The organism is Flavobacterium sp. 9 (assembly GCF_002754195.1).
In the GTDB taxonomy this organism is placed as follows: Bacteria; Bacteroidota; Bacteroidia; order Flavobacteriales; family Flavobacteriaceae; genus Flavobacterium.
The window spans coordinates 4128579-4142529 of record NZ_PEEU01000001.1 but is presented as its reverse complement, the minus strand read 5'-3'; the positions used below and the strand labels follow the sequence as shown (position 1 = coordinate 4142529).

The window sequence follows — 13951 nt, the reverse complement described above, 5'->3', positions numbered from 1 at the left end:
ATTTAGCGGTATGCAAAAGGAAAAGATTTCATTAAAAGAAGGTTTGGCAATCCTAAATCAAAAGGATCAAAGAGGAACGCTAATTCCGTTTGATATGACCTATAGAACTTTTAATTCTACCTCAAAAAAAGGAGGAAAACTAAAATCATACTTAGGTGCGAGACTTCTTTTAGAAAAGAATCCGAATAGAATCCATCGAGATACAATCGAAAATGTTTTAACTCCGGTCAAAAAAACTAAAAATGCTAATCATTTCGCAAACAGAACCCGAAATATTGAACTGTCAGACAATAGTGTTGTCACAGTTATCATTGATTTTATCATAAGTATTAACAATAAAGAAATCATTTACTAATGTCAAATACCGAATTCATAGGTAATCATATCGCCATAACCGAATTTAATGGTTCACCGGCAATGGTATCGTTCAAAAATTCCATTGATAAAATGGATGGAACTGTTACAGCAGTAAAAGTCGACGTAAAAGACAAACAAGGTGAGATAGCTTCATGGGGAAAAAACAATGATTATCCCCAACAAGTTTTAAAGGAAGTAAAGAAAAATGGTGCCGCGTCTTCTTCTTTAAGATTTTTGCGTAAAGCGCATTATGGTAACGGTCTGATCTTATTTAGAAATGATGTTACCGAAGATGGAAAAAAAGTAATTAAAATGGTTCCGGGTTCGGAGCTTACTGAAATCAACGCTTTTTTCAAAAAATCACAAATGTCCCGTTTTTGGAAAGAAACCATTGCAGATCTTGAGTGGTTTTCAATCGCATTTCCAGAATACATTCTTTCCGAGAATTACGCGACAATCAACCGTGTAAAGCGTCAAAAAGCTGCATGGTGTCGTTTCGAAATGATGAACGAAGAAAGTGGATTAGTAGAGCACGTTTATATTTCTGAGAAGTTTGGAAAAGGAAGTTCTGTTGATGTTGAGTCTGAATTCGTTGAAAAAATTCCTTTGATTGATAGCTACTGGTCTGCTGATGAAGTTCGTGAATACTGCAAAGTAAATAAAATTACCAAGTTTATAAGACCTGTATTTTATCCTTTAATTGATGAAGCGTATTATCCTGAAAGTGAATGGCATGCAATTTTAAAATCAGGATGGTTAGATGTAGCAAACTCAGTTCCTGCTCTTAAAAAAGCATTGTTTGCCAATCAAATGACGATTAAGTTTTTAATCGAAGTTGATGAAACATACTATCAAAATGTATATGCAGAGGAATGGACCAGGATGAAAGTCGAGGAACGAAAAAAAATTAGAACTGAATTAGTTGATTCCATAAATTCAAGTCTAGTTGGAAACGAAAAAGCCGGAAAGTCTATCCAAGCAATGAAATATACAAATGCTAAAGGCGAACAGGTTTCTGCAATAACTATTACTGCCATTGATGATAAACTAAAAGACGGTTCTTATTTACCTGAAGCCGAGGCTGCAAACTCAGAGGTGCTTTTTTCATTGGGCGTTGATCCCTCTTTAATTGGTGCCGGAATACCGGGCGGAAAACTTGGCGCGGGATCCGGATCAGATAAAAACGCAGCGTTCAACATACTTTGTGCTTTATTCAAAACCAATCGCGAAACAACATTAGAAATATTCTATTTCGTCCAGGATTATAATCAGTACGATGAAACAATTAATGCAGGATTTGAAAACACTGTGTTAACGACACTTGATAAAAACCCAACAGGAACCCAAAACAGCGCAGCATAATGATACTAGAAACTACAGCCGATTTAAAAAAATATGTAACGGTATCACAGTCTTTCATTTTTGCAGATTTTGAACCATATATAACTAAAGCATTCAATGCCTATACAAGAAAATATGTAGGTAGTCTTCATGTTTTTTTAGCAAATGAAGCTACACCTCCGGATATCTCGTTTGCCGTAAAGAATGAAGCGCGTGAGCATTTACGTAATGCAATAACCAACTTTGGTATGTTTATTTACTTTCCTTTTCTTTCAGTAATTATTGATGGTTCGGGAACAAGTACAATTAATAATGATCAACGAAAATCAACTGAATGGTGGCGTGATAATGACATGCGTCGAGAACTTTTGCGCTCTGGTCACGAAGCAATGGATTACTTATTGGAGATCCTTGAAAAGAATCCGGATGTTTTTCCCGATTGGACTGCAGAATTTGGTACCATAAACAAAGAATTACTAGTTAAAAACACGGCAATCTTCGATAAATACTATAGTATTTTCAACTCAAGACAAACCTTTTTAGCACTTCAACCATCCATTCGACAAGTTGAAGATCAATATGTAAAGACATTGCTTTGTCCGGAACTACTAGAGCATTTAAAAACTGATGTTTCCGGTATTGTAAACGATGTTAAAATTGAAATTCAAAAAGCTATTGTGGCATTTACTGTGGCAAAAGTCGCAGATGAAGGTTTATTTCTTTTGGATGAAAACGGTCTTCGCGTCAATTTTCAAACTTTCGTAGATGGAAGAAAAGAAAGTGCCAGTTCGGGAAAACCTTCTGATCAGATTACAAATCTTGTCAATAAACAGATCAATAATGGTTCTCAATATTTAGCAATGGCGAGAGACCTAATAGAATCGAATTTATCTGAGTTCAATCAATGCGAATCACCAATTAAGAAATCAGTTTCTTCAGGTTCCGGATATACACCATACGATACACCAGGAATACTTTCAATCTAAGAATGTCCTATTTAAAAAATTTACAAATATTGAATTTAGCCTTATGAGTATTCTAGCATCAAATAACCCATTCCCACATGATCCAGACGATAACTGGAGATTAAAAACAGATAAAGGTGGCTGTGAATTGACAGCACAACAACTTTTAGATAAGATTGAGGATATCGGATTCCCAGATGATATTTTAGTTCATGGCGCTGTTGTTAAAGCTTTGAATAAAATGACAATTGCAGCTTTTGCGTTTACTTGTAGGATCAATCACCAAGTCTTGACAAATCCGGATGCTTTCGAAACTACAATTGCAGTTGCTTCAGAAGGTTTTAAAAGAATAGATATTTTAGTATTCACCAAATTTGCCACAATAGTCAAAATTCAGGGAACCGAAAGTATTGATTCTGCAGAAGAACCTGCTACACCGCCGGATACCATAAAAATTTCTTTCGTTTCAGTTTTTGGAGATTTAATTGACGAACCTGTTATTCCGATTGAAACTTTTGTAACAAAAATGGAAAGTCAGGATTTTATAGCTAGTTACGGTGCGACCGCAGTTATTGAACGTATCGAATTAATTGATGTTAGAAGTTCTATTTCTCTTACAGGTGCAATCACAGACGTAAAATCAATTCAGGTTTCAGGCGAATTTATGCGTCCGGGAAAACCTTTCTTTATCAAAAACAAAACAGGTCACGACGTAAAGCTGTGGCATTTATCAGGTACTGGTAATGTGAAAATATTTTTTCCGAATACCTTGAATTTTACAGTAAAGAATAATGAAGTTGTTCAATTCAATCTAAACGCAAATGATTCTAGTAATGTTAGATTGGAATATGTTGGAGTTGCTGCAGAATTAGGATATCAAATCAGTTCAGCATCCGAAAAAGTAACTATCAATGATAATGATAAAGTTGGCGTTTCTGATAGTGAAGATTCAAACAAAACAAAATATTGGAAATTCTCAACTATAAAGTCAACTCTGAAAACTTATTTTGACACTTTTTATTTAACGCAATCTACAGATCAAAATGTATCAGGAATCAAAACATTTTTGACGGGTAAATTTGGATTGCGAAACGTTGCCAATACATTCACATCTTTTTTTACCAATGCAAATACTGCATCAAGAACTTACACTTTTCAGAATCGTAACGGTACTTTATTGGATGATACTGATTTAACTGCAATAAACACAAGCATAGCTACAAAACAGACTGTATTTACAGGAATTGCAAACTATGTCACGAAGTCTTTAAATGCAACTACTTTGACCGTTAGTAGACTATTTGATAACGGAACTTTTTTGGGTATAGGGACTATGAATACTCCATTAAAAGATATCACTTTAGGTTATCAAGCTGATCGAGAGATAGGTATTGAAGATTCTGATAACACAACAGTTGGTCGAAATTTGCGGATTTCAGCCGGTAGAACAATAAACTACATTGCTAATGTCAATTTTATCCCGCTGAACCAAGCATCGAGAAACTGGTCGTCGATTACTGTTGATTTGAATGGTGATGTCTATGCTGGTGTAAGTGGTGGTGATATCTATAAACAAGTCGGTGGTGGTGGTATTTTTACTGCCATCGGTCAATTAGGTTTATACGGATGGAATTCTATGGCTACCGCACCAAATCGAGACATATATGTTATTCAACAGGGAATTAACATTTTTAAAAAGACGTTAGCCGCTTCAACTTTTACTGTTGTATCTACTGGTGTTACCGTTGGATGGGAAGCCATAACTGTCGCTCCAAATGGTGATGTATATGCTTGTTCAGGTAGTGCGGATATTTATAAACAAACAGGCGGAACTGGAACTTATGTGGCCTTAGGTCAAACATCAAGAAATTGGAGAGGGATTTGTGCAGCTCCAAATGGTGATATCTATGCATGTGTTATTAATGGTGATATATATAAACAGACCGGTGGTACAGGAAATTTTGTTGCGTTAGGTCAAACATCAAGGATATGGAAAGCAATGGCTGCAAGCCCATCCGGTGACATTTACGCATGTACGACTGGTGCCGGGGCTGATATATATAAACAGAGTAACGGAATGGGAAACTTTGTTGCAATGGGGCAAACTGTTAGAAATTATCAAAGTCTTGCGGTTGCACCTAATGGAAATGTGTATACAACCACTAATGGGGATATGTATTACCAACAAAATAACGCAACTGGTGCCTCGAATTTGGACGGTGGAAATTTAGATTTAGTTGCCGGCACTGGAAAAGGTAACGCAAAAAGTAGGTTAAGATTTATTACGGGAGCAAAAACAGCCTCAGGATCAAATATGCAAACTGAAACCGTGAGGGCTTATATCGATGAAAACGGATTTATGATTTGGAACAACATGCCTACTTATCCGGACAATGCAGCTGCATTAACCGGTGGCTTGCCTGTTGGCTGTGAATATAAGACTGCAACGGGAGATCGAAAAATAGTTTACTAATAACAATAATCATTAAATACCACACTAAATGATACAAACAAAACGCCAGATTATCCAAAACAGAAATGGATCCTTAAGTAAAATTAAAGTTGAAGTACGTCCTGATGACAGAACGGAAACAGGAAGAAAATTTCTTGTAATAGACTGGAATTTAGACAATACCGAAAATGCGATATTTTCGAAGTATGTCCATTGGACAAATGAGCAGATTGATGCGACCGAATTATATATTGAAGACAATTATGCTGCAGACCTTGTGGGACTAACAAGAGAAGAAAGGGAGTATAAAAAGCTTCAGATAGCTTTGCTTATTGATACTCAAACAAATTTATATCCTGACGGGAAAACAATTTGGGGTTGCGAACCCGAAGATTGGGAATTAACTACTTAGAATTATGATAAATTTTTTACTCTATTTAATTGCATATGCCTTGTATCTGCCATTATCATTAATAAATTTTGCGCTAGTGGCTTCGCCAGGCTATTTCCGTGATTCCGCAATCACTATTGATAAACTAGCGAACAGAGAATTCCGAACGCTTTGGAATAAAACTTTAATCCTGCCAGATGGTTATCAGTTCGGAAACATCAATGAAACGATATCGGGTGTTCTGGGGAAAAACATTAAACAAAACAAACTATCCAAAATCGGGAAAGTACTAGTCTATATTCTAACTGAAAAGCATTGCATTGATGCTATAATAAATTAAACTAATGATTTTAAAATATACCCCAGATGGAAGTTTGTTGATAGGATTATTTATACTTTTTGTTTTGGATTTTGTCTTTGGTGTGACAAAAGCAACATTGACTAAAACTACGAGAACCTCGGAAGGATTTCGTAAAACATTTACAAAATTCATACAATATGGTGGTTCGATTATTATTGGAATGGTTCTGCTGAATATTAAAAGCGTTAGCGATAGCAAATTTGGGGATCAATATTCCAATTTATTTGGTGATTCGATGATTTGTATAATGATTTATATTGAAGTTGTTTCCATTTTAGAAAACATGGAAGTTATCGGTAATAATAATGATTTTGTGAAATACTTTATCAGACCAATTCGGCGATTAATAACTTTTCAAATAAAGAATCTCTTTTCAGATTCGGGTAATATAATAACTAAATAACTATAAAATGGATCAAGCAACCGGATTAAGAATTTCAAAATTGCATCCTAGTGTGCGCCAAGAAATGACCGCTATTATAAATGAATGTAATGAGGCTTTAACTGGACGTTCACAGGTCAGAATATCAGAAGGTTTAAGAACTTTTGAAGAGCAGGATGCCTTATATAAAAAACGTCCAAAAGTTACTAATGCCCGAGGTGGCCAGTCAATTCACAATTACGGGTTTGCTGTGGATATCGTTTTGATTATCGATGGCAAAACGGCTAGTTGGGACACTCATGCTGATTGGGACAACGACAAAATATCTGATTGGGATGAATGTGTTAAAGTGTTTGCTAAATATGGTTGGAATTGGGGAGGTAATTGGACGACGTTTAAGGACATGCCACATTTCGACAAAATTGGATTTAGCAATTGGCGAATTCTTCAGAATAAAAAAAGGGACAAGAACAACTATATAATTATTTAAAAATGAGAAATACAATAGTATTTAGTTTAGCAATATTATCAATTTTATCTGTGGTAAGTTCTTGTGGTGCAAGAAAGTCTAACGTTAGTAAAAATGAAGAAAAAGTAAAAACGGATTTTTCAGGAATTTTCAGGAATTCCGGGAATTCCCACGAAATCCTAAATCAGGACTTTAATTTAAAGAAATGGTCTTTTACAAATCTTACTGATCAAAAGGATATTCAAATTGAAGAAACAAGCATAGAACCAATAGATATTTCAAAGCCAGCATCCTACATTGATCCAAATGGGAAAAAACATATCCTGGACAATGCAAAAATTGTCAGTAAAAAAACAAATGATAAGAGCAGTAATAATTCTCAGAATTCCCAACATTCCGAAGAATTCCTAAAAACAAAACAGGAAAAGACAGCCGAACAAAAGACTGAATTAGCTGCTAAAATAAAAGCCGAGGCTAAGAAAAAAGAAGCTAAAAAAGAAACAAATCGGCAAGCGATTAGTTTATGGAATTTTCTTTGGATCATAATTCCAGTGATACTGTTTTTTGCCGGAAGATCAGTGTATAAAAAGTATAAAAAAGTAAATCCTTTAGTATGAGTTTAGCGCAAGAAATATTGGTTTTAAAGCAAAAGAAAGCCCAGCAATTTGAAGAAATTGAAATGCTCTCAGTGGTAAATGAAATTGTTTATACCAAATTTGGGAAAACAGTTGCGGAAATCATGTTAAAAGAAAAACAGCTTTTGCGTGAAGCGAATATTGATTTGGAATGAAAACTGTAAAATTATATATTCCCAAATCATGGGATGAAATGAGTAGTAGACAATTAGAAAAAATTGCCTTGCTTTTTAGTACAACTGAAACGAATGTAAAGTTTTATGTTAAACTTTTTTTTCTTTTAAATGATATCAAATGGTGGCAATTTGCTAAAAAAGCCAAAATCAGAATTATACTTAGAAGCTTTCCGCTTTCTGATCTGCATAAAACTTATGAGTATATTTTTAAAGAGAATAACCGGACTATCTTTCCGGAATTTATCAAGGTAAAAAAACGAAAGTATTTCCCTCCACAAAACAGAATCGCAAACATAACTGCAGATGAATTTGCCGTTGTTGATGATCTGCACATTAAGTGGCGGGAAACTAAGAATATTGAATTTTTACATTATATGTGTGCTGTATTGTACACTGAATCAAAGTCAAGACCTGTATTCGATAAAAACGAGTTACATGAAAAGGCCGCACCGTTTGCAAGGGTTTCTATTCAAAAATTACTAGCTATAGAAATGGCATATTTTGGATGCAAAAATAACCTGGTAAAAAGGTTTCCAAAAGCTTTCCCAAAACCAAAGCCGGGAGCGTCTAAACCAAAAAAGAAATATGGATTTTCTAAAGTGATTCTAAGTATGGCAAAAGGTGATTTGTCTAAATTAGAAATGATTAAAAAAGTAAACATTTATACTTTCCTCGAGCAATTTGAAGAAGATTTAACACCTCCAACAAAACCATGAGAGACATAACACATAAACCGATAGTCGAATTTCATAAAGAAATTACTATCTCTAATAAAGTATTACAGGGATTCTACCGTTTTAACTGGAATGAAATAAATGGTAGTTTTCGGTCGGGAGTTCAAACACCGGCTTTACTTTTGGAAAGTCATTCAGCAGCTTTAAACACAAACGCTAATAATACTACGACATTTAACGGGCGAAGTATTTCTTTTTTACTTTTAGATTTTACCGGAAAGGCTGATAATTACGATAGACAAGAAGAAGTTTTGGATCTTTTAGAGAATGTGGCAATCGATATTTGCTCGTATCTCAAGAAATTAAATGGTGATAGAAATTCTTGGTTGTTTGGGAAGTTTGATCCAAATACTTTTAATTATGAAAAGGTAGGGCCTATTTTTGATAATATGTATGGTTGGAATGTAATGTATCTTTTAAAAAATCACGAAGATTTGACCTACGACCCCGATAAATGGAATCCATAATCAATTAAAAACCTCTCATTATGGGAGGTTTTTTTATGTCCTATTGTAAAGCATTCAAGACAGATAAATTAGCTAAAAAATTAGCTATGGCAGGTCGAATCGATATTCTACAAAAAGAGAAGGAAATCGCCTCAAAGGTGGTAAAAACATTGAGACTTTCAGTTCGTCAAGAGGTCGCGAGTACTTCCAATAAATTATCCGGTGAAGGATTGCGTATTTCCGGTGCGGGAAGCCAATTTAAAAACGGACGATTGCAGCGAATTATTATGAAAGCGCCTTATTACATATTTATGCAGAATTATGGTTTTGAAGGCAAAAAATCAAATGGTATAAATCAACGATTAAAAGCAACTGATGTTTTTGAAAAAGCATTGGGTTCTTCTAGAATTCTAGACACGTTGGCCGATGACATTTCTGAATTAAGATTAGATCAAGTTACAGCATTAATTCAATTCAAAAAATAATGGCAAGAAAAGAAATCCCTAGAGAATTATCCATTTACATAAATGATAAGCAAGTTGTAAATTCCCTGACTGGAATAACCAGTGCCATTGGAAAAACAAGAAATGAGATTGGAGCATTAAACAAAAATTCAGCTACTTATAATGAAGATCTGGATAGATTAGGAAAGGAACTTCAAGAATTGACAGAGAGGCAAACTGAATTTAAGGATGAGATAAAAGCAACCTCCGGCGCAATGGATGAATCGGAAGGAAGTATGAAAAAATTTAGAGACGGTTTACTTTCGGGAGATTTTAAAAGTGCAAAAGAAGGGCTTTTAGGAATAAGAATGGAGTTGACTAATTTAATTAAAACCTCTTTAGCGTTTATTGCAACTCCACTGGGTCAGGCAATTGTAGCATTATCTGCAATAGTAATTGGAACAAAATATATATTTGAATTTAATAAAGAATTAGAAAAGTCAAACGATGTATTGCGAGCATTTGGAGTTTCCGCTGAAGCAATGTCTGGAGTTCGATCTGAAATTCAAGCAACTGCAGAAACTTTTGATAAAGAATTTGGTGAGATTGCCGAAAGAGCTAATTCTTTAGCGAAATCCTACGGCATTTCAATGTCTGAGGCCAATAAAATTATTGCAACGGGATTAGCTAATGGAGGTGCCCAAAATGAAGAATTTTTAGACAGTATTGGCGAATACGATGAATTCTTTGTAAAGGCAGGTTATTCGGCGCAAGAATTTATCGATATTTTAAATAAAGGTTATGATCTTGGAATTTATTCAGACAAGCTACCAGATGCATTAAAAGAAGCTGATTTAGCTTTAAAAGAGCAAACGAAAGCTACTAGAGATGCACTTGAAAATGCGTTCGGTACATCTTTTTCAGATGATATTTTGGCTAGAGTTGCAGCCGGTGCAACAACAACAAAAGAAGCCTTAGAAGAAATTGCAGTACAATCACAAAAAACACAATTATCGCAACAACAACAGGCGCAACTTACAGCAGATGTTTTTAAAGGTGCGGGTGAAGACGCAGGTGGTGCACTAAAAATTTTAGAAGCAGTTTCTAAAACAGCACAAGCGGAAATGTCTGCAGGAACCAAAGCACAACTTGAATTGTTAGCTGCTAATGAAAAATTAAATAAAGCACAAGCTGAACTTTTCGAAATTAAAGGTTTTGGTGGCATGTGGGATGTAATTAAAGCACAAGCAACGGATGCACTTGCTGATATCATATTTTATTTAAGTGATCTTAAAAAAGACATTCAGCCACTAATCGATCTCGTTGGTATTATATTGGTAAATGGATTTATACAATTAAAACTTGTCGTTGTTGCAGCTTTTAATATAATTGGTGTTGCAATAAAACTTGTTTTTAATTATTTAAAATTTGTTTTTGACTTCGTTAAAGCGGTCATATCTGGAGATTTAAAAGGTGCCTTTAAATTATTTGGCGATTATTTTTTAAACCTTGGTAAAACAATTAGTGATTTTTTTGGTAAAATAAAAAACAATGTAATTGATGCGATAAAAAGTATCGTTTCAAATTTTGGGCCTTTACTCGAAGCAATGGGAATCGATGTTGAAAAACTTCAAAAACGATTAGATTCTTTCAAATCGAAAGATATTGTTTTAAAAACTACTGAAGAAGCTAAAAAACCAAGTAAAACAGCCGAGGAATTAGCAGAAGAACAACGCCTTTTGGCAGAAGCTATTGCAAAACAAAAGGCTATACGAGATGAACAACGTAGAAAAGAAGCTGAAGCAAGACAAAAAGTTCTTGACAAAATACGTGCTGAACAGGAAAAAGCAGCTAAAGAAGAATTAGATCGTGCACTTGCGTTGGCAAAAGCAAAATCTGATCTAGCAAAAGCAGAATTGAATTTCTTCATAGCAACAAATAGGAGTAAAATTGATTCGACAAAAAAACTAACTCCCGAAATTATCGCTGAAGAAACAAGTCGTTTAGATAAAATAAAAGACAGACAACTTGACGCATTAGCAGAAAAACGTTTATCTGATGTTGAAAAAGCACAAGCTGATGCAAAATCAGCAGAGGAATTAGCTCTACTAAAATTAGCAATTGATTATGAGTATGAAGCGCAACGTCAAACTTTAGAATTAGGATTTCAAACTTCGACTACTGAATTAAAAAAGCAATATGAAGAAGAACAAAAGGTTTTAAAAGCGGAACAATTACAAGCAGATAATGAATTAGCATTGGCAGAGGCAGATGGTAAATATGAAGCTGATAAAATCAAGCAACAACAAGATTATCAAAAACAACTCGCCGATTATAAGAAGCTACTTGCAGATAAAATAATTACTGAAGATGAATATAATCGTTTTAGTGCTGCAGCTAAAAAACAACAGGATGAACTTGATAAACAACGAGAAATTCAGAAAGTAACTACCAGCTTAAACGCTCTTGGACAGTTGGCAGGTGCAATGGGCGAATTGTTTGGACAATCAAAAGCATTAGCTTTAACTCAGGCCGGTATAAACGGAGCTTTAGCAATTACTTCTATTTTATCAGCGCCTTCAATGGGTAATCCTATCTTAGATGCAGCAGTTAAGGCCGTTCAAATTGCAGCGACTGTAGCAACTGTAGCAGCACAAGTAAAACAAATAACAAAAGCAAAAGCGCCTAAGACACCTAAATTCTTTTATGGTGGTTTTACTGGTTCTACCCCACATTATGGTTATGATGAATATGGTCCAATGACAGGAATGGTACATGATGAAGAATACGTTGTGCCGAAAGCAATGGTTCAATCTCCACGATATGCAAATACTATTGCTTGGTTAGAACAGGAAAGAACTGGAAAAAGGGTAAATAAATTTATAAATGGAGGAGAAACTTCACCAGGTGCAATTCCGCAGTCAGTAATTAATGAAAACAGTACAGAAATGACGGGGTTGCTAAAAGCAGTACTCTTTAGATTAGAAAATCCAATTGCGCCAAATCTATATTTTGGTTATGATGATGCAAAAAGAGTTAATGATTTAAATAGTGAACGTGAAGCTTCTGATCAGAACGGGATCGTTAGTCAATAATAATTTTGTAGGTTTGTTACTATAACTTTAAAAATATGTCTATGAGAAAACAAATTACGATTTTAATACTGATGTTCTGTTACTTAGGTTACGGACAAAATAGCGATTTATGTAATAATATAAAAATTAACGAAGATAAATTTTCGAAAAAAACGTCATATAGTAGCCCGATTACTGACAGGATAAGTTTTAAAAAGTCTGGAGCAATTATAAGTATTAGAATTGATATTCCTGGATCTACTCTAAGTACTGGAGAAAAGGGGGTTATTTTATTACTTCGTGATGGGACTCAAATTTCAAAGCCTAATGAACCTATTTATATTGGTGTAAGAGATAGTTATAGATATTCTGCAAATTTCACTTTATCTAAAGCGCAGATTCAGAGGATAATTGATAATCCAATAACTGATGTGAAATTATATATTTATGAGGCTGAAGTTTTCGACAGCGAAAAATATTCTGAATATTTGAAATGTTTAGTAAGTATGTAAATTGAAAGCCGCTAGTTATTTTAGCGGCTTTTTTTCTGTCCTATTATTCACGATCGAACACTTCTAAATTCGTGGAATAATATGTGAATTATGATATCAATAATTAAAGCGCCTGGATTAAATAGAGTCCTGCTTGATGCAAATAATACAGAAGTTGTTGTCCAGTCATCAAATGGCACCGGGTTCTATTTTAGAGCCTTAATTTATGTTGATGGTGTTTTTTTTGATGAACAGGGTTGGTCCAGAAAAGATAGTTATACAGCTTCAAAAGATTTGGTAAAATTATATAATGCTTATTTTGAATCTGTATTAACAATTTACACTGAAAATCAATTAATTGAACAAACGCATCTAAAGAAGAAATTCAAAATAACGATTCAGGAAAAATCACTTTCGGCAGATGATACTGTTATTGCTACGGTTGATTTACCGGAATTCTATTTCATGTACAATACTAATCCAGTTTACTTTGATGATAGTACAAAAATTCAAATTTTAGGTGTAACACCTCCCGTTCTTCGAGTTCCTGAAAATGGAAAAATAATAGTGCCATTTTATGTAAAAGCAAATAGCGAGATTGCTACAGTTCAATTAAAAGACAACTTTGGAAATCTGCTTAATGAACAAATAACAGAATCATTCACAGGAAAAAAAGTTTTTTTGTATGCCTTTGATTTTTCGCCTATCGCACTTGTAAAAGACACTCTTTACTTTGAACTAAGCATTATTTGCGGTTTAACTACTGTTACCAAAATGTATAAACTAATGCGTTTTCCTGATTTTCCAGTAAAGGAGATATATTTCAAAAACAATTTTGGGTACTATATCCCTGCATACTTTGATGGTGAATTCGAAATACAGGATTCTTTGAGTATAAACGACTATCAAGAAGCTGACGGATCAAAAGTTGTTTATGAAATTAATGAAGAAGCAACTTACACGATCAATACCGGATCGTTGTTGCAAAATGAGAGAGTTATTGTAAATGAAATTGCAAATTCGCAAGATATTCTACTTAAAATCAATTCTCAATGGAGAAAAATCCAAACATCTACTAAAAAAATACTTGAATATAGAGACAAAAAACATTCATATGCGCAAGATCTTACTTTCTCATTTGTAAAAAATGGTAAAGTAAGCAACTATTATGAAACTGAAGGCGGAGCCGACTGGAGTGATAATGACTTTTTACCAAATGATTGGTTAACTTAAA

The 13951-nt window shown here is 34.3% G+C and carries 15 protein-coding genes; all 15 read left to right on the top strand.

Annotated elements, in window-relative coordinates:
- Positions 1–10 precede the first annotated feature (10 nt).
- The 15 genes from CLU81_RS17175 to CLU81_RS17105 all read left to right on the top strand — a co-directional run bounded on the left by CLU81_RS17175 (position 11) and on the right by CLU81_RS17105 (position 13950).
- Entirely contained in the window at positions 11–355 is a 345-nt protein-coding gene (locus CLU81_RS17175) for a hypothetical protein (RefSeq protein ID WP_099710928.1), read from the top strand.
- Positions 355–1719 (top strand): hypothetical protein, encoded by a 1365-nt coding sequence (locus tag CLU81_RS17170; RefSeq protein WP_099710927.1) that lies wholly within the window; start codon positions 355–357, stop codon positions 1717–1719. The genes CLU81_RS17175 and CLU81_RS17170 overlap by 1 nt, the downstream gene beginning before the upstream one ends.
- Complete coding sequence (locus CLU81_RS17165; RefSeq protein WP_099710926.1) at positions 1719–2684, top strand: DUF6712 family protein; 966 nt, start codon at positions 1719–1721, stop codon at positions 2682–2684. Before CLU81_RS17170 ends, CLU81_RS17165 begins: the two co-directional genes overlap by 1 nt.
- Positions 2685–2727: 43 nt before the next feature.
- A complete protein-coding gene (locus CLU81_RS17160) occupies positions 2728–5136 on the top strand; it encodes a hypothetical protein (protein ID WP_099710925.1) in 2409 nt (802 codons plus the stop codon).
- A 28-nt stretch (positions 5137–5164) separates the two neighbouring features.
- On the top strand, positions 5165–5527 hold the full coding sequence (locus tag CLU81_RS17155; protein WP_099710924.1) for a hypothetical protein: 363 nt from the start codon (positions 5165–5167) through the stop codon (positions 5525–5527).
- Positions 5528–5850: 323 nt separating this feature from the next.
- Positions 5851–6270: a phage holin family protein gene (locus CLU81_RS17145; protein WP_099710922.1), complete on the top strand. Its 420-nt coding sequence runs from the start codon at positions 5851–5853 to the stop codon at positions 6268–6270.
- Positions 6271–6277: 7 nt separating this feature from the next.
- On the top strand, positions 6278–6739 hold the full coding sequence (locus CLU81_RS17140) for a M15 family metallopeptidase (protein WP_099710921.1): 462 nt from the start codon (positions 6278–6280) through the stop codon (positions 6737–6739).
- 2 nt (positions 6740–6741) lie between these two features.
- Entirely contained in the window at positions 6742–7335 is a 594-nt protein-coding gene (locus CLU81_RS17135; RefSeq protein WP_099710920.1) for a hypothetical protein, read from the top strand.
- The gene (locus tag CLU81_RS26835; RefSeq protein ID WP_158235341.1) at positions 7332–7508 is read left to right on the top strand and encodes a hypothetical protein; all 177 of its coding nucleotides are present in this window, start codon (positions 7332–7334) and stop codon (positions 7506–7508) included. The genes CLU81_RS17135 and CLU81_RS26835 overlap by 4 nt, the downstream gene beginning before the upstream one ends.
- Positions 7505–8245 (top strand): hypothetical protein, encoded by a 741-nt coding sequence (locus CLU81_RS17130; RefSeq protein WP_099710919.1) that lies wholly within the window; start codon positions 7505–7507, stop codon positions 8243–8245. Before CLU81_RS26835 ends, CLU81_RS17130 begins: the two co-directional genes overlap by 4 nt.
- Entirely contained in the window at positions 8242–8730 is a 489-nt protein-coding gene (locus tag CLU81_RS17125) for a hypothetical protein (protein WP_099710918.1), read from the top strand. The genes CLU81_RS17130 and CLU81_RS17125 overlap by 4 nt, the downstream gene beginning before the upstream one ends.
- Before the next feature lie 20 nt (positions 8731–8750).
- Positions 8751–9194 carry a hypothetical protein gene (locus tag CLU81_RS17120; RefSeq protein ID WP_099710917.1) on the top strand — a complete coding sequence of 148 codons (444 nt, stop codon included), beginning with the start codon at positions 8751–8753 and terminating at the stop codon, positions 9192–9194.
- The gene (locus tag CLU81_RS17115) at positions 9194–12247 is read left to right on the top strand and encodes a phage tail tape measure protein (RefSeq protein WP_099710916.1); all 3054 of its coding nucleotides are present in this window, start codon (positions 9194–9196) and stop codon (positions 12245–12247) included. The genes CLU81_RS17120 and CLU81_RS17115 overlap by 1 nt, the downstream gene beginning before the upstream one ends.
- Positions 12248–12288: 41 nt before the next feature.
- Positions 12289–12738: a hypothetical protein gene (locus CLU81_RS17110; protein WP_144444513.1), complete on the top strand. Its 450-nt coding sequence runs from the start codon at positions 12289–12291 to the stop codon at positions 12736–12738.
- 90 nt (positions 12739–12828) lie between these two features.
- The gene (locus CLU81_RS17105; protein WP_099710914.1) at positions 12829–13950 is read left to right on the top strand and encodes a hypothetical protein; all 1122 of its coding nucleotides are present in this window, start codon (positions 12829–12831) and stop codon (positions 13948–13950) included.
- Position 13951 lies beyond the last annotated feature (1 nt).

What these genes read in the sequence shown, in the direction of transcription:
- CLU81_RS17145 (WP_099710922.1), top strand. Translation starts at nt 5,851, where the DNA reads ATGATTTTAAAATATACCCCAGATGGAAGTTTGTTGATAGGATTATTT.
- CLU81_RS17165 (WP_099710926.1), top strand. Translation starts at nt 1,719, where the DNA reads ATGATACTAGAAACTACAGCCGATTTAAAAAAATATGTAACGGTATCA.
- CLU81_RS17115 (WP_099710916.1), top strand. Translation starts at nt 9,194, where the DNA reads ATGGCAAGAAAAGAAATCCCTAGAGAATTATCCATTTACATAAATGAT.
- CLU81_RS17110 (WP_144444513.1), top strand. Translation starts at nt 12,289, where the DNA reads ATGAGAAAACAAATTACGATTTTAATACTGATGTTCTGTTACTTAGGT.
- CLU81_RS17140 (WP_099710921.1), top strand. Translation starts at nt 6,278, where the DNA reads ATGGATCAAGCAACCGGATTAAGAATTTCAAAATTGCATCCTAGTGTG.
- CLU81_RS17130 (WP_099710919.1), top strand. Translation starts at nt 7,505, where the DNA reads ATGAAAACTGTAAAATTATATATTCCCAAATCATGGGATGAAATGAGT.
- CLU81_RS17120 (WP_099710917.1), top strand. Translation starts at nt 8,751, where the DNA reads ATGGGAGGTTTTTTTATGTCCTATTGTAAAGCATTCAAGACAGATAAA.
- CLU81_RS17155 (WP_099710924.1), top strand. Translation starts at nt 5,165, where the DNA reads ATGATACAAACAAAACGCCAGATTATCCAAAACAGAAATGGATCCTTA.
- CLU81_RS17135 (WP_099710920.1), top strand. Translation starts at nt 6,742, where the DNA reads ATGAGAAATACAATAGTATTTAGTTTAGCAATATTATCAATTTTATCT.
- CLU81_RS17125 (WP_099710918.1), top strand. Translation starts at nt 8,242, where the DNA reads ATGAGAGACATAACACATAAACCGATAGTCGAATTTCATAAAGAAATT.
- CLU81_RS17170 (WP_099710927.1), top strand. Translation starts at nt 355, where the DNA reads ATGTCAAATACCGAATTCATAGGTAATCATATCGCCATAACCGAATTT.
- CLU81_RS17105 (WP_099710914.1), top strand. Translation starts at nt 12,829, where the DNA reads ATGATATCAATAATTAAAGCGCCTGGATTAAATAGAGTCCTGCTTGAT.
- CLU81_RS26835 (WP_158235341.1), top strand. Translation starts at nt 7,332, where the DNA reads ATGAGTTTAGCGCAAGAAATATTGGTTTTAAAGCAAAAGAAAGCCCAG.
- CLU81_RS17160 (WP_099710925.1), top strand. Translation starts at nt 2,728, where the DNA reads ATGAGTATTCTAGCATCAAATAACCCATTCCCACATGATCCAGACGAT.
- CLU81_RS17175 (WP_099710928.1), top strand. Translation starts at nt 11, where the DNA reads ATGCAAAAGGAAAAGATTTCATTAAAAGAAGGTTTGGCAATCCTAAAT.